The organism is Sodalis sp. dw_96, from assembly GCF_018449575.1.
In the GTDB taxonomy this organism is placed as follows: domain Bacteria; phylum Pseudomonadota; class Gammaproteobacteria; order Enterobacterales; family Enterobacteriaceae; genus Acerihabitans.
Genome location: NZ_JAAVUT010000011.1, coordinates 88,015 through 113,189, shown reverse-complemented (window position 1 = coordinate 113,189; position 25,175 = coordinate 88,015). Strand labels below are relative to the sequence as shown.

The 25,175-nt window shown below is 56.6% G+C and carries 18 protein-coding genes; 7 read left to right on the top strand and 11 right to left on the bottom strand.

All coding sequences use genetic code 11. From position 1 onward, the window contains the following. Positions 1–8 precede the first annotated feature (8 nt). Entirely contained in the window at positions 9–3,893 is a 3,885-nt protein-coding gene (gene hrpA / locus HB631_RS17050; RefSeq protein WP_213992369.1) for an ATP-dependent RNA helicase HrpA, read from the bottom strand. 235 nt (positions 3,894–4,128) lie between these two features. Between hrpA and HB631_RS17045 the strand changes: the two genes are divergently transcribed. Continuing rightward, the gene (locus HB631_RS17045) at positions 4,129–4,731 is read left to right on the top strand and encodes an FMN-dependent NADH-azoreductase (RefSeq protein WP_213992368.1); all 603 of its coding nucleotides are present in this window, start codon (positions 4,129–4,131) and stop codon (positions 4,729–4,731) included. Between the two features lie 64 nt (positions 4,732–4,795). Here the strand turns inward: HB631_RS17045 and HB631_RS17040 are convergent, their stop codons facing one another. Then, a complete protein-coding gene (locus HB631_RS17040) occupies positions 4,796–5,011 on the bottom strand; it encodes a YnbE family lipoprotein (RefSeq protein WP_213992367.1) in 216 nt (71 codons plus the stop codon). A gap of 170 nt (positions 5,012–5,181) precedes the next feature. Further along, positions 5,182–7,839, bottom strand: a complete 2,658-nt coding sequence (locus tag HB631_RS17035) for a YdbH family protein (protein WP_213992366.1) — start codon at positions 7,837–7,839, stop codon at positions 5,182–5,184. 73 nt (positions 7,840–7,912) lie between these two features. On the opposite strand from HB631_RS17035, the gene HB631_RS17030 reads away from it, so the two are divergent. Beyond that, positions 7,913–8,905, top strand: a complete 993-nt coding sequence (locus tag HB631_RS17030; RefSeq protein ID WP_213992365.1) for a 2-hydroxyacid dehydrogenase — start codon at positions 7,913–7,915, stop codon at positions 8,903–8,905. 200 nt (positions 8,906–9,105) lie between these two features. Here HB631_RS17030 and HB631_RS17025 read toward each other — a convergent pair whose 3' ends face one another. Together HB631_RS17025 and HB631_RS17020 are read right to left on the bottom strand one after the other, a co-directional pair. After that, entirely contained in the window at positions 9,106–9,372 is a 267-nt protein-coding gene (locus tag HB631_RS17025) for a DUF333 domain-containing protein (RefSeq protein ID WP_213992364.1), read from the bottom strand. A 140-nt stretch (positions 9,373–9,512) separates the two neighbouring features. Continuing rightward, positions 9,513–10,157, bottom strand: coding sequence for a hypothetical protein (locus tag HB631_RS17020; protein ID WP_213992363.1), 645 nt, complete (start codon positions 10,155–10,157; stop codon positions 9,513–9,515). A gap of 195 nt (positions 10,158–10,352) precedes the next feature. Between HB631_RS17020 and nifJ the strand changes: the two genes are divergently transcribed. The 3 genes from nifJ to ttcA all read left to right on the top strand — a co-directional run bounded on the left by nifJ (position 10,353) and on the right by ttcA (position 15,585). After that, a complete protein-coding gene (gene nifJ, locus HB631_RS17015) occupies positions 10,353–13,880 on the top strand; it encodes a pyruvate:ferredoxin (flavodoxin) oxidoreductase (RefSeq protein ID WP_213992362.1) in 3,528 nt (1,175 codons plus the stop codon). A gap of 193 nt (positions 13,881–14,073) precedes the next feature. After that, a complete protein-coding gene (locus HB631_RS17010; protein ID WP_213992361.1) occupies positions 14,074–14,553 on the top strand; it encodes a hypothetical protein in 480 nt (159 codons plus the stop codon). A 105-nt stretch (positions 14,554–14,658) separates the two neighbouring features. Beyond that, positions 14,659–15,585, top strand: coding sequence for a tRNA 2-thiocytidine(32) synthetase TtcA (gene ttcA, locus HB631_RS17005; protein ID WP_213992360.1), 927 nt, complete (start codon positions 14,659–14,661; stop codon positions 15,583–15,585). Between the two features lie 64 nt (positions 15,586–15,649). Here the strand turns inward: ttcA and HB631_RS17000 are convergent, their stop codons facing one another. From HB631_RS17000 to HB631_RS16985, 4 genes are all read right to left on the bottom strand, one after another. Further along, a complete protein-coding gene (locus tag HB631_RS17000) occupies positions 15,650–15,847 on the bottom strand; it encodes a hypothetical protein (RefSeq protein WP_213992427.1) in 198 nt (65 codons plus the stop codon). Between the two features lie 500 nt (positions 15,848–16,347). Continuing rightward, a complete protein-coding gene (gene zntB / locus HB631_RS16995) occupies positions 16,348–17,331 on the bottom strand; it encodes a zinc transporter ZntB (RefSeq protein WP_213992359.1) in 984 nt (327 codons plus the stop codon). Between the two features lie 169 nt (positions 17,332–17,500). Then, positions 17,501–18,472 (bottom strand): magnesium/cobalt transporter CorA, encoded by a 972-nt coding sequence (corA, locus tag HB631_RS16990; RefSeq protein WP_213992358.1) that lies wholly within the window; start codon positions 18,470–18,472, stop codon positions 17,501–17,503. A gap of 381 nt (positions 18,473–18,853) precedes the next feature. Beyond that, on the bottom strand, positions 18,854–20,875 hold the full coding sequence (locus HB631_RS16985; protein WP_213992357.1) for an FUSC family protein: 2,022 nt from the start codon (positions 20,873–20,875) through the stop codon (positions 18,854–18,856). Between the two features lie 227 nt (positions 20,876–21,102). Here HB631_RS16985 and HB631_RS16980 point away from each other — a divergent pair, with 227 nt between their 5' ends. Then, the gene (locus HB631_RS16980) at positions 21,103–21,555 is read left to right on the top strand and encodes a MarR family transcriptional regulator (RefSeq protein ID WP_213992356.1); all 453 of its coding nucleotides are present in this window, start codon (positions 21,103–21,105) and stop codon (positions 21,553–21,555) included. A gap of 99 nt (positions 21,556–21,654) precedes the next feature. Here HB631_RS16980 and HB631_RS16975 read toward each other — a convergent pair whose 3' ends face one another. Then, positions 21,655–23,271 carry a peptide ABC transporter substrate-binding protein gene (locus HB631_RS16975; protein ID WP_213992355.1) on the bottom strand — a complete coding sequence of 539 codons (1,617 nt, stop codon included), beginning with the start codon at positions 23,269–23,271 and terminating at the stop codon, positions 21,655–21,657. Positions 23,272–23,390: 119 nt separating this feature from the next. Between HB631_RS16975 and mpaA the strand changes: the two genes are divergently transcribed. After that, positions 23,391–24,101 carry a murein tripeptide amidase MpaA gene (gene mpaA, locus HB631_RS16970; RefSeq protein ID WP_213992354.1) on the top strand — a complete coding sequence of 237 codons (711 nt, stop codon included), beginning with the start codon at positions 23,391–23,393 and terminating at the stop codon, positions 24,099–24,101. A 2-nt stretch (positions 24,102–24,103) separates the two neighbouring features. Here mpaA and ycjG read toward each other — a convergent pair whose 3' ends face one another. After that, entirely contained in the window at positions 24,104–25,072 is a 969-nt protein-coding gene (gene ycjG, locus HB631_RS16965; RefSeq protein ID WP_213992353.1) for an L-Ala-D/L-Glu epimerase, read from the bottom strand. Positions 25,073–25,175: the final 103 nt, after the last annotated feature.

The window sequence follows — 25,175 nt, the reverse complement described above, 5'->3', positions numbered from 1 at the left end:
TGAGCCCCTTAAGGCTGCACCTGGTCCATGGCCTGCCTGATGCGTTTTTCCGATATGGGGTACGGCGTGCCCAGCTGCTGGGCGAAATAGCTGACCCGCAGCTCCTCGATCATCCAGCGAATCTCTTTGACGTCTTCATCCTCGCGGCGCAGGGGCGGCAGCTTTTCCAGCCACTGCCGCCAGGTTTGCTGGATGTGTTCAATCTTCAGCATCTGTGCCCGATCCCGATGAACGTCAACGGTGAGTTTTTCCAGACGGCGCTCAATGGCGCGCAGATAACGCAAGGTATCCCCAAGTCGTTTCCAGCCGTTGCCGGTGACAAAACCGCGATAAATCAAGCCGCTCATCTGGCTTTTGACATCCGATAACGCCAGGGCCAGGGCGATATCCACCCGCCCCTTCAGCCGCTGGTTAATGGCGAACACCGCCGACAGTATCTGCTCCACCTGACTGGCGATAATCACCACTTCGGCGTTGAGACTGGCCCGTACGTGCTCCTCCAACGCGGCGTATTCCCGCTCGCCCCATACCACGCCGCCCTGCTCGGCCATCAGCTTATCGATGCCGCAGGTAATGCAATCGTCGATAAGATCCAGCACTTTACCGTAGGGATTAAAATAAAGTCCCAGTTTGGCTTTGTTGGGCAATTTTTCATGGAGATATTTAATCGGCGACGGGATATTGATCAGCAGCAGCCGCCGGACACCCAGCCACATGGCGCGGTGCTGGTCATGCTCGGTTTCGAACAGGCGGATGGCGACGCTCTGTTTCTCATCCACCAGCGCCGGGTAGGCTTTCAGGGAATAACCGCCCCGTTTTTGCTCGTAACGCTTAGGGAGATCACCAAAACTCCATACATGCAGATCCCGCTGCTCCAGGCCGTCGTCCGCCACCGCCGACAGGGTCTGCTGCACATTCGCTTTTAATTGCAATTTCAGTGCGTCCAAATCCTTGCCTTCCGCCAGGGTCTTTTGCCGGTCGTCGAGGACGCGGAAGGTCATTTTCAGATGGTCCGGCACCTGATCCCACTGCCAGGCGTCCCGTTCAACCGTTACTCCGCTCATGCGGCGCAGCTCGCGCTCCAGCGCGTCCAGCAGGCCGCCTTCCCCAGGCGTCACCCGCTGTAGGAAGGCATCGGCGTAATTCGGCGCCGGCACAAAGTTACGGCGTAACGTTTTCGGCAAGGATTTGATCAGGGCCATCACCAGCTCACGGCGCACGCCGGGGATCTGCCAGTCAAATCCCTGTACCGAGACCTGATTCAGCAGCGGCAGCGGAATATGCACCGTCACACCGTCGGCGTCGGCCCCCGGTTCAAACTGGTAGCTCAAGCGCAGTTTCAGATTACCCTGCCGCCAGACATTGGGATAATCCAGCGCGCTGATATCATCCGCGCCCTCTTTAATAAGCATGTGCTTTTCAAAATTGAGCCGATCGGGATCCTCACGGGACGCCTCTTTCCACCAACTGTCGAAATGCTGAGCCGATATCACCTCTTGGCCGATACGACCATCGTAGAACGCAAACAGCGTTTCATCGTCCACCAGAATATCCCGGCGCCGGGACTTATGTTCCAATTCTTCCACTTCACCCAGCAGTTTGCGGTTGGCGTGAAAGAACGGATGCCGGGTGAGCCAGTCCCCTTCCACCAGCGCGTGGCGTATAAACAGTTCGCGGCACAAGGCCGGATCGATCTGGCTGTACGTGACTTTGCGACCGGTGACGATGGGCAGGCCCAGCAGGGTCACCTTCTCCACCGCCATCACCGCACCGGCGGCTTTTTCCCAGTGCGGCTCGCTGTAGCTGCGCTTCACCAGATGCTGGGCCAGGGGCTCTATCCATTCCGGATCGATGCGGGCGGCAATGCGGCCCCACAGCCGGCTGGTTTCCACCAGCTCCGCCACCATGGTCCATTTGGGCGGTTTTTTAAACAGGCCTGAACCGGGATAAATGGCGAAGCGGGCATTGCGCGCGCCGGTGTATTCATGCTTATCCACGTCTTTCTGGCCGATGTGGGATAACAGGCCGGTCAACAGGGCGCAGTGCAGACCGCGATAGTCCGCCGGCTGGGTATTCACCGGCAGGCCGAGGGTTTTTACCGTCTGCCGCAGCTGGGTATAGACGTCCTGCCACTCCCTGACCCGCAAATAGCTGAGAAAATCCGTACGGCAAAGCCGGCGGAACTGGCTGGAGGGCAGCAGTTTTTGCTGCTCCTGCACATAATCCCATAAATTCACAAACGCCATGAAATCCGACTCTTTATCGGCGAAGCGCCGATGTTTTTCATCGGACGCCTGCTTTTTATCCATGGGACGCTCGCGGGGATCCTGGATTGACAGCGCGGCGGCAATCACCATGACCTCACGGACGCAGCCGTTGTTTCTGGCTTCCAGCACCATCCGCGCCAGACGCGGGTCCAGCGGCAACTGCGCCAATTGCAGCCCGAGGGGGCTAAGGCGATAGCCCCGGGTGGTTTCCGTCCCCAGTGCCCCAAGCTCTTCCAGCAACCGCACGCCGTCCTGGATCTGGCGCTTATCCGGGGCTTCCACGAAAGGAAACGCCGCGATATCCCCAAGGCCGAGGGAGGTCATTTGCAGAATAACCGACGCCAGGTTGGTGCGCAGAATCTCCGGATCGGTAAATTCCGGACGGGAAAGAAAATCCTCTTCGGCGTACAGCCGGATGCAGATACCGGCGGATACCCGCCCGCATCGGCCTTTGCGCTGATTGGCGGAGGCTTGGGAAATGGGTTCGATGGGCAGCCGCTGGACTTTGGTTCGAAAGCTGTAGCGGCTGATGCGCGCGGTGCCGGGATCAATGACGTATTTAATGCCCGGCACGGTCAGGGAGGTTTCCGCCACATTGGTGGCCAGCACGATACGGCGGCCGCTGTGGGATTGGAATACCCGGTTCTGCTCGCTGTTGGACAAGCGGGCATACAGCGGCAGCACTTCAGTGTGGGGCAAATCCAGCTTGTTCAGACCGTCGGCGGTATCGCGGATTTCACGCTCGCCGCTCATGAAAATCAGGATATCCCCCGGCGACTCCCGGCCCAGTTCGGCCACCGCGTCAAAGATGGCCTGGGACTGATCGCTGTCGCCCTCTCCCGCGCTGTCCGCCACCGGCCGGTATCGCACTTCCACCGGATACGTGCGTCCGGAGACTTCGATAATCGGCGCATGGTTGAAGTGACGGGAAAAACGCTCGGGATCGATGGTGGCCGAGGTGATAATGATTTTCAGATCGGGCCGTTTCGGCAACAGCTGATAAAGATAACCGAGGATGAAATCGATATTCAGGCTACGCTCATGAGCTTCATCGATAATCAGCGTGTCGTACTGGAGCAGCAGCCGGTCTTGCTGTATTTCCGCCAGCAGTATGCCGTCGGTCATGAGCTTCACCAGGGTGTTTTCGCCCACGCGATCGTTAAAGCGCACCTTGTAGCCCACCGCGTCTCCCAGCGGCGTCGCCAGTTCCTGGGCGATGCGGTCGGCGACGGTGCGCGCCGCCAGCCGCCGCGGCTGGGTATGGCCGATCAGGCCGGTGATGCCGCGCCCCAGCTCCAGGCAGATTTTCGGAATCTGGGTGGTTTTACCGGAGCCGGTTTCACCGGCGATAATCACTACCTGATTGTCGCGAATGGCCTGCAGGATATCGGCGCGCTTCTGGCTTACCGGTAGATCCTCGGCGTAGGAGATGTCCGGACGGGCCGCACGCCGGTTGGCCGCGCGCTGTGCGGAGAGCCGGATATCGGCGGCTATGCGTTCGGCAATGGCGGCTTGCGCCTCGGGGCTCTCTTTCATTGCGCCCTGCAAACGGCGGCGCAACCCGGTTTTATCGCGGAGCATGACCGACTCCAACGAAGCGGACAGCGCCGCCAGCGGTGACTTCACGTTATCTTTCCTTTACCTTGCCTGCCATCGGACCCATATTGATGTGTCGGGCCGAATGCTTTCATTTCGCCAGCTTATCATATCTGTCGCCAGGACTTTAATTGCCTCGGCCGGTTTGTTCAGTTAATTCGAACAAACAACTCGAAATATTGCGCTATCACTGACCGAATTTTGTGAATAGAGTGTTACTCATTGCCTAGAGGGTCAATTCCCATTGAAGAATAAGGAATGAGAGATGAGTAAGGTATTAATTATTAAATCAAGTATTTTGGCTACGTTTTCGCAATCCAATCAATTAGCCGATTTTTTCATCGAACAGTGGAAGCAAAACCACAGCGGCGATGAGATTACCGTGCGTGACCTTGCTGCACAACCAATACCTGTGCTGGACGGTGAATTGGTGGGCGCCCTGCGGCCGGCGGATGCCACGCTGACCCCGCGCCAGCAGGATGCCCTTACCCTGTCCGATGAGTTGATTAACGAACTGCAGGCCCATGATGTGATTGTCATTGCCGTGCCGATGTACAATTTTAATATTTCCACCCAGTTGAAGAATTATTTCGACCTGATTGCCCGTGCCGGCGTGACCTTTCGTTACAGCGAACAGGGTCCGGAAGGCCTGGTCAAGAATAAACGCGCGTTTATCCTCACCACCCGCGGCGGCATCCATAAAGATACCCCAAGCGATCTGGTGACCGCGTATCTGCGTCTATTCCTTGGATTTATCGGTATCACCGATATACAGTTCGCCTTTGCCGAAGGCATCGCCTACGGTCCGGAAGTTGCCGGCAAGGCACAGGACGACGCCAAGGCACAGATCAAACAGTTTGCCGCCTGAGTCGACCCTCCCTTTACCCCTTACTGCCATGAAGCCATATTGCGCATCTTCGGATGCGCTTTTTTTATTTGGCCGGCGGACAGTTTTTGGCGCCCGGACAGACCACCGGCTGCAGCAGGGTGACGCTTTGCTTGTCCGCCGTGATATTGATGTCATGTTCGATTCTGACATTCATATTGATGGTAATGGGCTCTTTGGGCATCGCCAGTTCGATACGCGGGACGCATGCGCTCACCGATAGCGCGGCCATTATGCCCATAAGCCTGAAGCCCGATGTCATTGCGTTCCCCTTTTAGTCACCGCAGGCTTTATTGCCTACTGAGCTTGCTGACAACGTGCCCGGTCAGGACAGGCTGCCAGATCGTAAACACGCCGTGAATCCATCCATGGAGGCTCGATCCGCGCCATCCCTGGCGCGGACGGTTTACTCTTTTGGCAGCCTGTCCTGCCTTATTGACTCCGAGTACGTTTGTCAACAGTCTGTACGGGCTGTATAGCCTGCTTTTCCAGCGCCTGTTCAACCTGCGTTCCGAAGCGCAGGCTTCGCCACAGCTGAAACAGATTCTCCTCCTGGCGGTAATTCAGCCGGACCTCTCGCTGCGCGTTGATTTGCGAATTGGTGCCGGTGATATGCGCCAGTAACTCGAGATTGCCCGACCGGTCGAGTTCCACGTCGGCGCGGGTGCGGGTAATTTCCATATAGCGCAGCCAGTCGATGGCCGCACGGGTAGCCAGATTGCCGGCGCCGACCTGGTCGGCGAACTGTTTATCCAAGCGCAGGGTCATATCATTGTCGTTGGCCAGCCAGCCGTGGCGGATATAGCCGGCCGGATCGTCGAAATTCAGCGGCAGTTCGCCACTGACCCGGCCAGAGACGGCAAATTGCCGGGTGTTAAGCACGGTGACCAGTTCGCTCATTTCAATGGATTTCAGGCTGAGCACCGCCGCTTGCCGCTGCGGCAGGCGTAGCGGCGACAGGCGAATGCTGCCCCCGAGGGTCTCCACCGCCGCCTGGGTCAGCGTCAGCGGCCGCTTTTCGTCGTAAGGATAATAGCCCTGCAATCCGAGCGCCAGGTGGTTAAGAATGACCGGCGTCACCACCTTGTCGATATTCAGGGTGACCGGCTGTTTCACCCCCAGCAGCCAGCGCTGGTCCTGCAAACGGTAGGAGAGGCCGAGAGCGATGCCCTGTAACCGGTTTTCCTGCATCCAGATATCGCCGTCGCTGACCACGGCATGGCCCCCCGCCAGAAAGCCTTGCCCCGGCGCGGCGGAAAAAGCGCTTTGCCCGTGAAATTCACCGTCACGCAGGGTCATTTTTAAATCCGGCGCCAGCAGGGTTTGAAACACCCGCAGCGGCTGCCGCGGCCACCAGGCCTGGCCGCGTAAGCGCTCGCCGTCCCAGCGCCCGTTCAAACTTACCGGACCGATGGCGCCGGACCGCAGCGTACCCCGCCATAAAAAATCCTGTGGGTCACGCCCCGACAGTTGCAGATTGAGGTGCGGTTGCGGCAGGTATCCGCCCCGTTTGATATCGATGCGCCGGGCGGCCAGGCTGACCGCGCCGCTAAAGGACGGCTGCGACGCCTTGCGCCGCCAGCGGAACGGGCTTATCAGCTTCAGGCGGGGGACATCCGCATGCACCAGTCCGTATTCCAACCCATCGAAGCCGCTGTTCATTTCGCTCAGTTCAATCATATCCCCCAGCCAACTGCCCCGTCCGTTGATATCCCAGCGGGCGCGAAACGGCGAGAGATAACCGTCGCCCCAATAGCGCCAGCGCCACTGCCCCTGGTCAGGCAAAAAGTCAGTGGCCCGTCCGTCAAGATGCAGGGCCAATCGGCCCAGATGCGCGGCATCCGCCAGCAGGATAGCCTGCAATCGGCCGCTCAGCCCGCGGGAGGAGAGCTGCATACCCGCCAGCGGTAAACGGGCGCTGGTAATATTCAGCACATTGAGCAGCGGCCCCGACACCCTGAGCAGCGCGCCGGGGGACATCACCAGGACAGGATCGCCGAGGGGACCGCGTAATTGGCCCGGAATCGACGCGTCCAGGGATAAATCTCCCTGATTGGCCAGACCGGTCAGGCGAAAGTCCAGCGCATTATCCGTCAGGCTGATTTTGCCCGGTCCCAGGTTCAGCACCGCGTTGGCTTTTCCCCGCAGTCCCTCGGTGAGAACATTCAGCCGGGCGATGATTTCCAGGTCGTCCGGCCCGGATTGCCCCTTTTTCAGGCTAAAACTGATATGGCCCGCCAGGGGTTGGTCGGCATAGGGCCAACGCCACTCCCCCTCCTTTATGACTATGGTATCGTCGTCCACCAGCCAGGGTAAACGCACCAGTTGTATTCCTGTTTGCCCATCCTTGATAATCAGCTCGCCGCTCCGCTGTTGCCAGTCAAGCCGGGCGCTCAACGGCGTACCCTCGGGGGAAACCCCGCTGGCCGTCAATTCCCCCTGCTCCGGCGGCAACAGTATGCGCGGAGATAAACCCAGGCTGCCCTGCAGCCGCACCCACTGTTTGCCCGCGGGGTCATACAGGGTTACCCCGTTTACCGTCAATTGCCGGTCCTCAAGGTGCAGATCCGCCGCCAGTGCGTCGCCGAGGTAGCGTAATTCGGTGTCGTTTCGCCGGTGAGCCAGCTGCAATTCACCGCCATAGGCTTGCCAGGGCGCCACCGACAGCCGTTGGATATGCAGCGAGAATAGCGGTAAGCCACCCAGCGCGTCCTGCCAGGTCAAAGGCGTCTCGCTTTCGGCGGACGATGCACAGGCGGAATCCGCCGTGATCTGCCGGGCCTCGAGACGCCAGACACCGCCGGCACGGCCAACGGACATGCCGCTGCCCTTTATCCAGCGGCAGTCCCCCCGATTCAACGTTATATCCGGCAACGCCACCCGGCCCTGCCGCCAAACGGGACGTCCGTCGAGGATCAATCGGGCATCGGCGGGCAAATAGCGCTGCGCCAGCGCCGGCAGCCAGGAGGGGGAAAAATACCAGGCAACGGACGCCAGCAATAGAACAACCACCAGCAGCGACAGCAGAAAAAGGCCAGATTTTAAAAATAAAGCCCCCCTGCGTCCCAAAGTGCCCGATACTGTGGTCATGCCATTCCTTTATTGTCTTGATGTCTGCAAGATATCATACTTGCGTTAGAATTTTTGCTTGCGAGAACAGTGTATGAAAATCGCCGTCTACAGTACTAAAAATTACGATCTGAAATATTTATCTAAAGTGAATGAAGAGTATGGTTACGAACTGGAATTTTATGAATTCCAGTTAACCCCCCGTACCGCCAAAACCGCCGAAGGATGCGATGCGGTATGCATTTTTGTCAATGACGACGGCGGCCATGACGTGCTGGAAATTTTGGCCGACCACGGCGTGAAGACGGTGGCGTTGCGCTGCGCCGGTTTTGATAACGTGGATTTGGAGACGGCGAAAAAGCTGGGTATCGCGGTGGTGCGCGTGCCGGCGTACTCGCCGGAAGCGGTGGCGGAACACGCCATCGGCTTGATGATGTGTTTAAACCGGCGTATTCATCGCGCCTATCAACGTACCCGCGACGCCAATTTCTCGCTGGAAGGACTGATAGGCTTTAATATGCATAACCGCACCGCCGGCGTAATCGGCACCGGTAAAATCGGCGTGGCCGCCATGCGGATCCTGAAAGGCTTCGGGATGCGGCTGCTGGCTTACGATCCCTACCCGAGCGCGCAGGCGCTGGAGCTGGGGGCTGAATACGTGGATCTGCCGACGCTGTTCGCCCAGTCAGACGTCATTACCCTGCACTGCCCGCTGACGCCGGAAAATCACCATCTGCTGGACCGTGAAGCCTTTGCCAAAATGAAAGACGGCGTGATGATCATCAATACCAGCCGCGGCGGGCTGATTGATTCCCAGGCGGCCATAGAGTCGCTGAAGTTGCAAAAGATCGGCGCGCTGGGGATGGACGTGTATGAGAATGAGCGGGATCTGTTCTTTGAGGATAATTCCAACGACGTGATTCAGGATGACGTTTTCCGCCGCCTGTCGGCCTGCCATAACGTGCTGTTCACCGGCCATCAGGCTTTTTTGACCGAAGAAGCGCTCACCAGCATCGGTGAAATTACCTTGCAAAACCTCAAGCAAATCAGCAGCGGGGAGCACTGCCCGAATCAGCTGAACGGCTGAGGGGCTAAAGGCGGCGGCGTAGTGTGATGTGAGATAGCCCGCTGGTTTGGCGGGTTATCGCTTGTTGACAAAGTGCCCGGTCGGGACAGGATGCCAGATCGTAAACACGCCGTGTTTAGCGGGCTATCACTATTGTCCGGTCTTGAATGAGGCGGCTGACCTTTTTCGCGGATCCCCGCAACTTTCATTAAAGTTTGCGACTACAGCGCATTGTGGGCCAGGCTTTCCATGGGTTTGCGCTTGCCGTTGGCCAACTGGCACATTTCCACCGAACTGCCGTCCAGCTGCTGCGCCGTGGTGGGACTGCCGCCGGCGTTGACACAACTGGCCTCAATCACCGTGAGCGCCCGCTGCTCGGGAGGCAAATGCGCCGACGTCCCCTGCTGCTCAGGTTCCTGATCGGAATGACTGCTGCAGGCGACCAAAAACAGCGCCGAGGTCGCCAATAACCACAGACTCACCTTCATCAACGTGCTCCGAAAATACGGTTTAGGAACAATCTTAAGAAAGTCAGTGTAGTCGCACGGAATGTAGGCGTCGAGACCCAATTGCGTTTTTAGATTATAAAATCATCAGACCGGCCCGGTTTCACCCTGTCCGCCCTGCTTTATTTGTCCGCCAGGCTAATTATCTCATCATAGGCAAGTACCGCATCCAAAGATGTTATCCGGTAATTCCCCGGTTTAGTGCCTGACGTTTTATCTTCAGTATTGCCGGACGTCACAAACGCCTCATCATCGGCGGAGCCATCATATTTCTCATCATCAGCGGGAACGTCTTTTAGAATGACCTGTTTTTTATCCATACATGCAGAAAATGTCTTCATGGCAGCAGACAAATTCTCATCTCGTATTCCATGCTTATCGGCGACGGTTTGCCATTTTTCTCCTTCCCTCAGCATCGCTCCCGCCGATCCGGGCATATTCGCCTTCAGTGAGGCAGCATGTATTTGATTCAGATAGCCCCTGTTTTTAATACAATATTTATCGACCGCGGTTTGGCAATTGCCACCGTTCGAAACCGCTTCCAGGGCGAGTTTTAGATAGCCTTTCTGAATCTCTTGTACTTCCATTAAAACTTTTTCGCTTAATTTGCTATGACTGGCGCGACGACCGATATTCGGACTGCAGTTTTCGTTATTGACCGACTTTAACGGCGGAACGTTTTTTAATGATTTCGACTGGGCTGCGGCGGCAGGCGGAAAACTTCCCGCCGGTGAAGGAGATGATTTCAGGGTCGTTATGTTATTCATCGTGAGGATACCATAGGGTTAGAGGAAGAGTAATATAGTGAATATTGTTCAAACGATGCTGCAACTGCTCACGGTTAATTCCTCTGTGTCGCACAAAAGCAAAAATACCCCGCGGTCGCTACTGTTATACTCAAGGTAAATTATGATAACCCGATGATTTCATGGTTATCATCCGTAGAGCAAATAAGGCAGAACATGATCACCACAGACGGTAATAACGCAGTCGCCTCGGTGGCCTACCGTGTTAACGAAGTTATCGCGATATATCCCATCACCCCCAGTTCCACCATGGCGGAGCTGGCCTCCGCCTGGTCTGAAGCCGGCACCGCCAATATCTGGGGCGACGTGCCGCGGGTGGTTGAAATGCAATCCGAAGGGGGTGCTATCGCCACCGTGCACGGCGCGTTGCAAACCGGCGCATTGTCCACCTCGTTCACCTCCTCCCAAGGGTTGTTATTGATGATCCCGACCCTGTACAAGCTGGCGGGACAATTGACGCCGTTTGTGCTGCATGTGGCGGCCCGCACGGTGGCCACCCACGCCCTGTCGATTTTCGGCGATCACTCCGACGTTATGGCGGTACGCCAGACCGGCTGCGCCATGCTGTGCGCCGGCAACGTGCAGGAAGCGCAGGATTTTGCGTTAATTTCCCATATCGCCAGCCTGAACAGCCGGCTGCCGTTTATCCATTTTTTCGACGGTTTCCGCACCTCCCATGAAATCAATAAAATCGCGCCGCTGTCGGACGATACGCTGAAAAACCTGCTGCCGCAGGCCGGCATCGACGCCCACCGGCGGCGGGCGCTGACGCCGGATAATCCGGTTATTCGCGGCACCTCCGCCAATCCGGATACCTATTTCCAATCACGGGAAGCCACCAATCCCTGGTACAACGGCGCTTTTGCCCATGTGGAACAGGCGATGGAGGCGTTTGCCGGCGCAACCGGCCGCCGTTATCAGCCGTTTGAGTATTACGGCCATCCCCAGGCCGAGCGGGTGATCATCCTGATGGGATCGGCCACCGGCACCTGTGAAGAGGTTATCGACAGCCTGCTGGCCCGGGGTGAAAAGGTCGGCATGGTGAAAGTCCGGCTCTATCGCCCGTTTTCCGCCGACCATCTGCTGGAGGCCATCCCGGCCAGCGTTCGCGCCATCGCGGTGCTGGATCGCACCAAAGAGCCGGGGGCGCTGGCGGAGCCGCTTTATCTGGACGTGATGACTACCCTGGCGGAGGCCTATAGCCATGGCCGGCGCGACAGTTTGCCCCGCACTATCGGCGGCCGTTACGGCCTGTCGTCGAAAGAGTTCGATCCGGCCTGCGTCCTGGCGATTTTTAATGAGCTGGCGTTGCCGCAGCCACGGCCGCGCTTCACCGTCGGTATCTTTGACGATATCACCCATTTATCCCTGCCGCTGCCGGAAGCGGATTTACCCCATCGCGCCAAATTGGAAGCCTTGTTCTACGGTTTGGGCAGCGATGGTTCGGTTTCCGCCACCAAGAACAATATCAAAATCATCGGCAACAGCACCCCGCTGTTCGCCCAGGGTTATTTTGTCTATGACTCGAAAAAGGCCGGCGGTCTGACGGTCTCGCACCTGCGGGTCAGCGAACACCCCATCAATTCGGCCTATCTCATCAGCCATGCCGATTTTATCGGTTGCCATCAGTCGCAGTTTATCGACAAGTACCAGATGGTGGAACGTCTGCGGCCGGGCGGTATTTTCCTGCTGAATACCCCCTATGGCGCCGATGAAATCTGGGCGCGGCTGCCGCAGGAAGTGCAGGCGCTGCTGATTCAACGCCAGGCGCATTTTTATATTATCAATGCGGCGCAAATTGCCCGTGAATGCCAGTTGGGGGCACGCATCAATACGGTGATGCAGATGGCCTTTTTCCAATTGACGGACGTGTTGCCGCAGGACGGCGCCCTCGCCGCCTTGCAGTCGGCCATCGCCCGCAGCTACAGCAGCAAGGGCCAGGAACTGGTGGAACGTAACTGGCAGGCTCTGGCGGCCACCCGGGAAGCGCTGCACGCCGTGCCGCTGCGGGAAGTGAATGAACACAGTCCGCTGCGTCCGCCGGTGGTTTCCGACGCCGCGCCGGATTTTGTCAAAACCGTCACCGCGGCGATGCTGGCGGGTCTCGGAGATGCCTTGCCGGTCTCCGCCCTGCCGCCGGACGGCACCTGGCCGGTGGGCACCACCCGCTGGGAAAAACGCAATATCGCCGAACGGATACCCCTGTGGAAACCGGATCTGTGCACCCAATGCAATCATTGCGTGGCGGCTTGCCCCCATTCGGCGATACGCGCCAAGGTGGTCTCCCCCGAATTTCTGAGCGCGGCCCCGGCCGGACTGGCGTCCCTTGAGGTCAAATCCCGCGATATGCGCGGCCAGAAATACGTCCTGCAGGTGGCGCCGGAAGATTGTACCGGCTGTAACCTGTGCGTCGAGGTCTGTCCGGCCAAGGACCGTCAAAATCCGGACATCAAAGCGATCAATATGGCCTCGCGTCTGGAGCATGTGGAAGAAGAAAAAATCCATTACGATTTCTTCCTGAACCTGCCTGAAATGAAGCCCGAGCAGTTGGAACGTATCGATATCCGCACCTCGCAGCTGATTACCCCGCTGTTCGAGTACTCCGGCGCCTGCTCCGGCTGCGGCGAGACCCCGTATATCAAACTGCTGACCCAGCTGTATGGCGACCGGCTGCTGATAGCCAACGCCACCGGCTGTTCTTCCATCTACGGCGGCAATCTGCCCACCACGCCTTATACCACCAACGCCGAAGGGCGCGGCCCGGCCTGGGCGAATTCGCTATTTGAGGATAACGCCGAGTTCGGGCTGGGGTTCCGCCTGACGGTGGATCAACACCGCCGCCGTGTCCTGCGTCTGCTAGAGCAGCACCAGGAACTGCTGCCGGAAAGTCTGCTGGCCGGGTTGCGGGCCGACGGGGTGCCGGTGGAGGAACGCCGTGGGCAGATTGAACAATTAAGAACCCTGTTGAAATCCCATACCGACGGCGATATCAGGCAACTGGCGACGGATGCCGATTATCTGGTGGATAAATCCATCTGGCTGATTGGCGGCGACGGCTGGGCGTATGATATTGGTTTCGGCGGCCTGGATCACGTGCTGAGCCTGTCGGAAAACGTCAATGTCCTGGTGCTGGACACCCAATGCTATTCCAATACCGGCGGCCAGCAATCCAAAGCCACCCCCCTCGGCGCGGTGACCAAATTCGGCGAACAGGGCAAGCGCAAAGTCCGCAAGGATTTGGGGGTAAGCATGATGATGTACGGTCATGTCTATGTAGCGCAAATCTCCCTCGGCGCCCAGCTCAACCAGACGGTGAAAGCCATCCAGGAAGCCGAGGCGTATCCCGGCCCGTCGCTGATTATTGCCTACAGTCCCTGCGAAGAGCACGGCTATGATTTGGCATTGAGCCACGACCAAATGCGTCAGCTAACCGCCACCGGCTTCTGGCCGCTTTATCGTTTCGACCCCCGTCGCGGCGATGAAGGCAAGCTGCCGCTGTCGCTGGATTCACGTCCCCCCAGCAGCGAATTAAGCGCCACCCTGCTCAACGAACAGCGCTTCCGGCGGCTCAACAGTCAGCAGCCCGAGGTGGCAGGCGCCCTCTATCAAGCGGCGGAAAAGGATTTAAAGGCAAAATATGATTTCCTGGCCCGAATGGCGGGCAAAGAAGAGTCGGCGGAATAAGCCGGCGATAATCATCGGCGGCGGATAGCCCTATGGCCGCCGTTTCGGTTGCCGAAATGCTTACCGCCGTCGTTTCGGCCGTCGGTATGGCCTTGGTCACCATTTCCGCGGTGGGGACGGCCGACGACTCCGGACTTTTCAGCCGACGGCAGAGGCGCTATTATGCCCGCGGCTGGATTGATACGGATGAAAAATGGATCAACACGACATCGTCGAATTACCTCGGCACGGCAGGTATTTTCTGTCCTGGGTTGCTTATTTACGCCCCTGGGTATTGTTTGTCATGCTGACCGCTATCGGCTTACTGGTATCCCAGTCCGCCAATGCGGCCAATATCATCCTGGCCGGTTACGTCATTCTGTTTATCGCCATCGTTAAACTGATTTATGATCTCGCCTGGCGCCGGCGCTTCCGGTTTTTTTATGACCAGGAAGGGGTCTGGCTGGTGCGCGGTTTGCTGCCCTGGAGCAGGGGCAGAAAAGGATTGTCCTGGCTGGAAATCGACGAAGCCGTCTGTGACGGCGGTCCGTTCAGCTGGTTGACAAAATCCTACGGCATCACTATCAGTCACCATTTTAGCGCCAACCGCCAATTGCGTATCACCCACATTAAACACGGCGACCAGGCGGCGGCGGTAATCAACGAAAGGCTGATGCAGGAAAGTCCTGACTAAAAACGGTCCGCGCCAACGGTACCGGCATCTGCCTGGTGCTGAAACGGCATGAAGCGCCGCTGTAATACACCGTCCCGTAACATAACACCTTAAGGCAGAACAACCGTGGTCGATCAAAAACAGATTTATAACCTTAACAAACTCCAGAAGCGCTTGCGACGCAATGTGGGCCAGGCCATTGCCGACTTCAATATGATTGAGGAAGGGGATCGCGTCATGGTCTGCCTGTCGGGTGGAAAAGACAGCTACACCATGCTGGATATCCTGCGCAGTCTGCAGCAAAACGCGCCGGTGGACTTTACGTTAATCGCGGTGAATCTGGATCAAAAACAGCCCGGTTTCCCCGGGGATGTGTTGCCCGCCTACCTTGATTCGTTGGGTATCGAGTATCGGATCGTTGAAGAAAACACCTATGCCATCGTTAAAGATAAAATTCCCGAGGGTAAAACCACCTGTTCCTTATGCTCCAGGCTGCGGCGGGGGATTCTTTACCGCATCGCCGGCGAACTGGGCGCCAATAAGATTGCCCTGGGCCACCATCGCGACGATATGCTGCAGACGCTGTTTCTGAATATGTTTTACGGCGGCAAATTAAAGGCCATGCCGCCCAAGCTGATGAGCGACGACGGTAAACATATCGTGATCCGCCCTCTGGCGTATTGCCGCGAAAAAGATATTGAACGTTATGCCGCCGTCCGTGAATTTCCCATTATTCCCTGTAATTTGTGCGGCTCCCAGCCCAACCTGCAGCGGCAGGTGATAGGTAATATGCTGAGGGACTGGGATAAGCTCTATCCGGGACGGCTTGAAACCATGTTCCGTGCCGTGCAAAATGTGGTGCCGTCCCATTTGGCGGATAGCAACCTTTTTGATTTCAAGCGGTTGAATACAGGCGACCCGCTGATAGAGGGCGGAGATGTGGCCTTTGACCGGGAAACACTGCCGGCGATACCGTCGGACTGGCACGATGAGCTGGATGAGCTACAGCAGCCCGTTGCCCATCAACGTTTACCGGTGACCGAAATTAAATAGTCCTCTGGCGCCAGGCATACCGGGGCCCGACGGTAACGCATACGGTCTTTCTTCAGTGGCAACGTTAGAAAAGATGCGGCGGCGGATCGTTGATGGGTTTGGGATCCGGATTATAAGGCGGCTCCAGTGGCGGCTCCGGCAGCGGACTGGGGATCGGCGGCGGATCGGTGGGAATGGGTTCATTGGGTATCGGTTCGGTGGGTATGCTTAACCGAGACCGGTATCTGAGAGTCATGCCAGCGGGCGTAATAGTCAACGACATAAAGTCCACCTCGTAGGAAAATACTAGAACTATTGCACAATTTACAACGTCCGCTCCTTGGGATGCCGTGATATCCCGCCATTGGCGTTGCGCTAAAATCATTTGAATATACCCTAAATAATTCGGGTTGCAGGAAGGCGGCAACGCAGCGAATCCCCAGGAACTTACACGAGTAAGTGACTGGGGTGAGCGAGGAAAGCCAACGTACCTGCAACTTGAAGTATGACGGGTATAAAGCTCTCTTTAAGAATAGCGGGGAAGAAGTAAAGCGCAAAAAAATGCCAGGTTAAAAAACCCGGCATTATATGAATTAAATATGCTATGCAATAATTCAAAAAAAAGGAAGTAAGACAATATGGAGCGCAACGCCCATCGCTTGACGTTGCATTCACCTGCAAGAGAGATAATGCCTGATTCCAAGTATCGGCTTTTTGATATAACTCAATTTTGCGGTGTTTTTTAGTCATTTTTGGGACAAAGCCGGCAATAAATTTCCTAAGCTATAACCATTTACGATGTTTTAACCACCATGCAACACCCAGAACCAATAAAATCAGCAGCAGACAAAACAGGCTGAAGCCATAACGCATATTGCCGCCGGGGATGCCGCCGAGGTTAACGCCGAACAGGCCGGTGAGAAAGGTGGTGGGCAGGAAGACCATGGCCATCAAAGACATGGTATAACTCCGGCGGTTGATGGCTTCCGCCGTCAGCGAGGTGATTTCATCGGCAATCACCGCCGTGCGGGCGATGCCGCCGTCAATATCCTCTATGCCCCTCCCCAGCCGGTCGGCGATATCCTGCATCCGGCGCCGGTCATCCTTGTCCATCCAGGCCAGATGCTCGCTGGCCAGCCGCGAGAACACGTCGCGCTGCGGCCCCATATAGCGGCGCAGCACTATCAGCTGCTTACGCAACTGCGCCAACTGACCGCGGGGCGGAATGCGCTGCTCCAGCAGGTCGTTTTCCAGGGCAATAATCCGATCGTGCATTTCATCAATGAAGTCACTGGTATGATCGGTCAGCGTATCGCTCATTTCCACCAGCCAGGTACCGCTGTTAACCGGACCCTGTTTTTTCCGCAATCCGCCAAGAATCTCTTCAACCGCCTGGATGGGCTGACGCCGGGTAGTCACAATCAGCTTATCGGTGATATAGATACGCAGCACAATCAGCTCTTCAGGGAACTCTTCAGTATGAAAATTGATGCTTCGTAAAATAATCAGCGCCCCTTCGGGCAGCCGGTTTATCCTGGGCCGTGCGCTGTTTCCCGCCAAAGGTTCACGTAAGGGATCGGGAATCAACGGTGTGTTATTCAACCATTCCATGCTGGCCTGATGGTCAATATCCAGATGCAGCCAGCATGGATGGTCGCAATGGGCAATGTCCGCCTCTCCGATAGGCCGGATCCCGCCGGCGCCGTCCAATTGCCCGGCATACGCCACGCCGCTGATTTGCAGCGCTTCTTGATCAATAACGTCCAACGTCTCACACCTTCTTCTCATTCGGGGAATTCAACTGCAAACCATCCGGCGGCACTATTTATTCACAGGATCTTTATTCACAGGATCTTTACTCACAGGATCCTCACTCACAGGCCCCACACGCAGGACACGCGCACAGACGGAACGGGACACTATGCACGGCGATTGATTATAACCATCCTGAACGTTTAAGCCTCAGATGGAGGACAATACAACCGGCAAGGGTCACCAGCAGCGTGACCGGATATCCCCACGTGGTTTTTAATTCCGGCATCCCGGTGAAATTCATGCCGTACAGACTGAAGATGACCGTGGGTACCGCCAGGATAGCGCCCCACCCGGCCAATTTTTTCACCACCTCGTTCTGCCGTACGGATACCATGGCCAGATTCACGTGCATCGCATTGGTTAACATTTCACGCATATCATCGGTCAGGGTTATCACCTGACGGGCATGATCCTGAACGTCACGAAGATAGGCCCGCAGCTCTTTCGGGATAAGGGTTTCATGCAGATTAATCAGTTGGTTGCATATATCGGCGATGGGCACGGCGGCATTGTGCATCGACAGCAGATCGCGGCGCAGGCGATAAACCTGTTCCACCGCCAGCGGATCGAAATCAGATTTGAACATCGCCGACTCGATGCCGTCAAATTGTGTCTCGTACTGGCCGATGATTTCCCGGTAATTATCCACCACAAAGTCCAGTATGGAATAGAGGGCGAATCCCGGCCCCTTGGCCAGCAGTTTGGGCGTTTCCTCGACGCGCGCCCGGATGGCGGCATAACCGGAGGACGCCCCGTGACGAACGGTAATCAGGAAATGCGCGCCAACGAAAAAATGGGTCTCGCCATACAGTATTTCATCATTGACCCGCTGAGCGGTTTTGACCACGATAAACAACGAGTCGCCGTAGGTTTCTAATTTAGGACGCTGATGTGCGGCCAGCGCATCTTCAATGGCCAAATCATGCAGATTGAACTCTTGTTGTATTTTTCGCATAAATGCGTCATCGGGCTGCCACAAACCTAACCAGACGAACGCGTCGGGCTGCTTTAATACCTCGCTGATGTCATCAATGGTGATTTCGCCTATCCGCCGGCCCGCTTGGTAAGCAACGCTGTTTATCACCTTATCCATTATTTATCCTGTACGTTTGGGTAGTACCGGGTGTTCAAGCTTTTCATCGGACAGTCCCGTCCATTTTTAACCTGAGCACCATCGGCTCTGTCCGCCGATGATGCGCGGATCACTTCCAGCTTAGCCTCTAACATATCCTTATGCTCAACGTGTCGCGCTATTGTCATCATTTCATTGTCTTCCGGCAAGTCCGCGCAGCATCTCTACCTGGCGGGAACATGACAAGCATCAATGATATACGCCGAGATAATCTACGGGACATAATCGACACGGATTTTGGCGGCACGCGGACACAATCGGCATGATTGCATGATTGCATGATTGCCATCTGACACAGCGGAGGGAAGGACATCGAGAGTTATCATCACGGCAAAAGCGAGTCTATGTGTTCAGCACCGCACAAGGTGCATGGGGGTACAGGACAATCCGGATGCTGACCAGCGTCAGCAATAACTCGCGATGGGAGGGAGCGGATTTGCGCACGGCGTTAAGCACGGCATCGATGTTTTCCCTCAGCCCCAAAGGCGGCCGCACATTCAGATCATGCGCCCTTACGCTGAGATAGTGCCCAATATCGGCGATAAGCGCATCCAGGCGGGACCCGGCCTCGGCATCGGATAAGGGAAGCTGCCGACGTTGCCTGCGCAAATCCAAGATGTTGGCGCCAAGCCGCAATTCTGCCAACAGGTTACCGTCCAGGGCGAGACCGGCCAGCGCGTTGGCCTTTACCCGCGGCATCAGGACATGAACACGTTCAAGCATGCGTCTGACAAAGGCCTGCCGTTGCAAACGAGGCCATCGCATAAGATCGGCCCTGAGGCAGCCTTGCACATCCCGCAGCCCCGCCCGCATGATCCGTAGCCCGCTCCAGGTAGGGGTGCGTGCGCGGAATACGCTCATGATCGCCATAGTGAGCACAATACCCACCAGCGTCGCCAGAGAATTGTTCAGTAATCCCGGAAAATCGCTGAGATAAATATTGTTTAAATTCAACAGCGTGGCGATATTGGTGGATAACACCATGCCGATAAAGCCGGTGGAGGGTGCCGCTATCAGCAGCCCTAAGGCAATAAAAGCGGGCGCCAGCATCAGGGCCGACATTTCCAGACCGTTCGCCAAAGGCAGCAATACAGACGAATAGACCATAGTGATAACAACCGATACCACAACATACTTGGCAAACACTTTCATGGAAGGCAGCGGACTGTCCAGCGTCGCGAAAAACGAACAGGCCACCGCCGCTATCATGGGAATCGATGAGCCGCTGGACCAGCCGGTGGCTATCCAGAACGCGCAGCCCGCGAGGATGGATATAAAGGCCGTGAACGCGGAGAGTGCCGCAAGTCCCTTATCAATGTGCGGAACCGCCGGCGATCGGCGGCGCGGCGCCCGGTATCGATCATCATTGATCATGCTTCTTAAATGTTCACAGGTTCGAACCACCTTCAGTAATTCCTGCAGCCGTACCATGACACCGGACCACAGCAGGGAATTCCAGCTCACGCCTTCGGCTGCGAGTAAATCGTCAATATCGCTGAATTCCTGGCGCAGCCTATCTGAGGTGGGGCGCGGGTCGGTCCGGTTCAACCAGCTGATAATGGCGGCAAACGCCAATTGAATTCTCTCAGGAACCGGGATCCCTTGTCCGGCGGCAATGGCCAGCCGTTCCTCGATGGAAGCAAGAATCGGCAGCAACAGTGCTAAATTTTCCTGCAGCTCTTTGATTATCTTGGCTGAGCGGCGTCCGCTCCGCCCCTCGTAAGCGATATGCGCGGTGAGCGCCTCCACGTTCAGCGGATAATCAGCCACCTTTGACAAAAACGTTGTGTCTTTTATCTGTGGAGAAAGGATCTGCGGCGGCGAAGAAGGCCCATAATTCAATAACTCTGAGCACCAAAGGCGTGTATCGCGAAGCCAATCGTCAATACGGTGTATCACGGCGCGGCGTACGCTGCTCGGAAAAATAACGCTATGGACCAGACTGCTGCAAACCACCCCCAGCGTAATTTCCTCCACTCTCGACACTGCCGTATCGAAAATGGCAAAGGGCGTATCCACGCTGGGGAAGCCGATGAATGCCGCGCTATAACCGGCCAGCATGAAAATGTAGCTGCGGGGTGAACGGTCCTGCAATGAGAGATACAGGCAAAGGGATACCCATGCCGCCATGGCCAGGCTCAGCATTTCCGGCGTTTGCACCAGGTTGGGCACCATTAACACCGTGGCGACGGCCCCAAGCAAAGTCCCAACGAATCGGTAGACGGATTTGGACAGGGTTGCGCCGGAAAAAGGCTGTGATGCGATGAACACGGTGGTCACCGCCCATCCCGGACGATCCAGATTTGCATACAGGGAAATAAACAGTGCCAGTATCGCGGCGGCACAGGTTTTGACAGAGAACAACCAGGCTTCGCGTCTTGGCCACCACGTTGGAAATATCACTATTCTGCGTCTCTGGTTTGCTCTACCCTGTAAATGAAACCACCCGAGGCTGGCCCTGCACTCCTCATCCACCACTGTCTTCCGCTATGCATTGAGGACGCCCCGGCTGTCCGTAAGATAGACATACTGTATGGTAGACATATTGTAAGATAGACTTACTGTTTTTTTTTATAGAATAAGGTAAATCAATGAGTATCGCAACGGTGGAAACGTCCCAAGACTCATTTGTCTTTATGTTGGTGACGGCCGCAAGGCTGATGGGAGATCTCATGGAAGCCGCACTGCGTAACACCGATCTCGGTATTACGCCGGGGGAAGCGCGAACCCTGGCGGTTGCGGACAGGCTCGGGGGTGTCAGGCAGGCGGAACTTGCCGCGGCAATGAGCATTGAGCCCATGACGTTGGTCAATCATCTGGATCGCCTTGAAAAGTTCGACCTGATCCAGCGCAAAACGGATCCCCATGACCGGCGTATCAAGCTGGTTTATCTCACCGCAAATGCAAAACCTAAACTCAGGCAAATCCGGCAAATCTTCGAAGAGACGCGCAAATCGGCAATGTACAACTTCTCGGAAACAGAGTTGGCGTCGTTCCAATTGCTGGTTAACCGCCTCTGCGAAGATCTTATGAAGCGAGATTAATCATAGACATTCAATTTCAGTCATTGAATGTCAATATTGATGAATACGTTTCAATATTAATCTTTAAATTTCAATGATATCTATTGCATTGCAATCACGTCAATGCTTGAGGATATACATGCTTTGGCTGTACGCCACGTCCTCAGGATTATTGATGGGATAACCCCGCACCCAGGGCTTGATGAGCCGGCCATTGGTGTATTGGTAAATCGGCGCGATAGGCGACTGTTCGGTGATAATATCTTCCGCCTTATTGTAATCCGCCGCCAGCAGTTTGGCATTGGTTTGCCGGCTGGCCCGTTCAAGCAGCCGATCGTATTGGGGATCGTTGAATTTGGCGATATTGCCGCTGTGCGCGGTGGTCAATAATGATAAAAAGGTGGAGGGTTCATTATAGTCCCCTACCCATGACGAGCGGACCACATCAAAATTACCGGTATTTCGGCTGTCGATATAGCTCTTCCACTCCTGGTTAACCAGTTTCACGTTCACACCGAGTTTTTTCTTCCACATTGAGGCGACGGCAATGGCGATTTTTTCGTTGCCCTCAGATGTATTATACAGCAAATTCAGGCTCATAGGCTTATCCGGGCCGTAACCCGCCGCGGTCATCAGGACCTTGGCTTCGGCATCCAGCTCTTCCTGGGAATGCTGTTGCAGGTAATTCGGCCTGGGATCGTAACCGGCGGTCACATCGGGCGTCAGATGAAAGGCGGGTTTTTCGCCGCTGCCCAGCACTTTTCCCGCGATAATCCGGCGGTCAATGGCATAAGACAGGGCTTTACGCACCCGCAGGTCGCTGGTGGGCGCGCGTCGGGTATTAAAGGCGTAATAATAGGTCCCGAGCTGGGGCGGCGTATACACCTGCCCGGGAATATCTTTCAATAATTGCTGGTAGCGGGGTTTTGGAAAGGATTCGGTAATATCAATATCATTGGCGAGATAGCGATTCAGCGCCGATGACTCCTGATTAATGGGAATAAACGTCACCTCCGTTAACACCGTATGCCGGTGATCCCAGTAGTACGGGTTGGGCGTCAGCACCAGTTTTTCATTCACCACCCGCTGCTGTAATTGAAAGGCGCCGTTGCCCACCAGGTTGCCGACTTTTGTCCAGTCATTGCCATATTTCTCAACCGTGGCGCGGTGAACCGGGAACAAACTGAAGTTGGCGGTCAGGCTGGCGAAATAAGGCACCGGTTTGTCCAGTTCCACCTTCAAGGTGTAATCGTCCGGCGCGCTGACCCCCAGCCGCTCGGGCGGCAGTTTGCCGGCGATGATGTCGCCGGCGTTGGCCAATCCCGCCAGTTGGGTAAACCAGGCGAAAGTGGATAAGCTTTTCGGATCCGCCAGCCGCCGCCAGCTGTAGACAAAATCACTGGCGGTGACAGGGTCACCATTAGACCAGCGGGCATCATGGCGCAGATGAAAAACAAAGGTGCGGTTATCGTTGGTCTGCCAACTGGCGGCGACTCCCGGAACAAGGTGCCCATTGGCATCCTGGTTCACCAATCCCTCGAACAAATCGCGCGTCACCTCCGCTTCCGTCAGGCCGACGCCTTTAATGGGGTCCAAAGAGGCCGGTTCGTCTTTGATGTGCCGGACGAGATGCTGTATCGGGTCCAGCTGAACGCCGGAAGGAACCGTGGCTGAGCGGGCAATGCCGCAGCAGGCGATGATTAACGAGGCACAGAGGGCAAATTTGGAAGCAGGCATAAGCTTTTCCTTAAGGTCATCATCGGCGCATCCCCCTGACAAAAAGTCGAAAGGCACCGGCCTTTTGCGATAAAGTAAAACAGGTCAATGTAACCCATTATTTTATGGCGGCAAACCCCATGACGTTATTCCATCCCCGCCCGCAGAGGGGCAAGCTGATTTTTCCCGGCATCCCCTTCGGCAAATCGGTATTGGGCGCGCCCATGCTGTTTTTTCGCGCCGCCGACGCCGGTCAGGATACCGGCCTGATCATCGCCGGTACCCATGGCGATGAAACCGCAAGCGTGGTGGCGTTGTCCTGCGCGCTGCGCACCCTGGGGACGGCGCCGCCGCGCCATCATGTCATATTGGCGGTGAATCCGGACGGCTGCCAGCTGGGGCTGCGCGCCAACGCCAACGGCGTCGATCTGAACCGAAATTTCCCCGCCGCCAACTGGCGGCCCGAGGAGACCGTCTACCGCTGGACCAGCGCAAGCGACGCGCGGGACGTGGCGCTGTCCCCCGGCATAGCACCCGGGTCGGAGCCGGAAACCCGTGCGCTGTGTCAACTGATCGCGCAATTGAAACCGGCCTGGGTGGTTTCTTTCCATGAGCCGCTGGCCTGTATCGAGCAACAGGCCTGTTCGCCCCTGGCGTTATGGCTGGCGGAAAGGCTGTCGCTGCCGCTGGCGGACAGCGTCGGTTATCCTACCCCCGGCTCCTTCGGCAGCTGGTGCGGGGAGCTCGCCTTACCCTGCATCACCGCCGAACTGCCCGCCGTGTCGGCGGATGCCGCCACCACCCGTTATCTGGACGCGCTGGTGGCCCTGTTACGCTATCGGCCTCGATAACCCTAGCCCAGCGCGATGGATCCGCAGCCGAACGCCAGGCGGGGTTCGGCATCCATGGACAACCAGGTCGGCCCGTCCAGGTCGATAAAACGCGCCGCCGGGGTCAGCGGCAGGGCGGCGGCGATGGCCCTGGAGGTGCATAACATGCAGCCAAGCATAATGCCGAATCCCTGATCTCTTGCCTGCTGCGCCAGCAGCAGCGCTTCGGTCAGGCCGCCGGTTTTGTCCAGTTTGATATTCACCATCTCATAGTTGTCTTTCAGCGCCGGCAGTTGCTGGCGGGTGTGGCAACTTTCATCGGCGCAAATCGGCAACGGATGGATAAAATGCTGTAACGCGGCATCCTGCTCGGCGGGAAGCGGCTGCTCAAGCATCGCCACACCCAGATCGGCCAATAGTTGGCAGCGGGAGGCCAGTCCTTCGGGATGCCAGGCTTCATTGGCATCGACAATCAGGGTAGCCTCGGGAACGGCGGCACGTATAGCCACCACACGCTCGGTGATCAGACGATCGTCGAGCTTGATTTTCAGCAGCCGGGCGCCCTTTTGCCAATAGGCCAGCGCGGCTTCGGCCATCGCCCGGGGTTCACCGATACTCAATGTCTGCGCCATGGCGATGGTGGCCGGCAGCTGGATGCCGGCATACTGCGCCAGCGTCTGTCCTTTCAATTGGCGCTCCACATCCCACAGGGCGCAATCCACCGCATTACGCGCCGCGCCGGCCGGGAGCAATTGCTGCAGTATTTCCCGCGTAACGCCCTGTTCGATGGGATGCAGCACTGAGGTCAACTGCTCCATCACCGATTGTTCGCTCTCGCCGTAACGGGGGTATGGGGTACACTCGCCGATACCCTTCACACCGTCCTGCTCCACTTCCACCACCACCACTTTTGCTTCGGTACGGCTACCGCGTGAAATCACAAAAGGCGTATGAAGCGGCCATGCTTCGGGATAAAAACGCATTACTCTCATCGTCAGTCCTCGGAGTGAGGGTTGCCATAGCATCCGCCTGGCACATATGCCCCTTATACTTCAACCTGCAGGTCCGCTGACTTTCCCGCAACTCGAACTATTC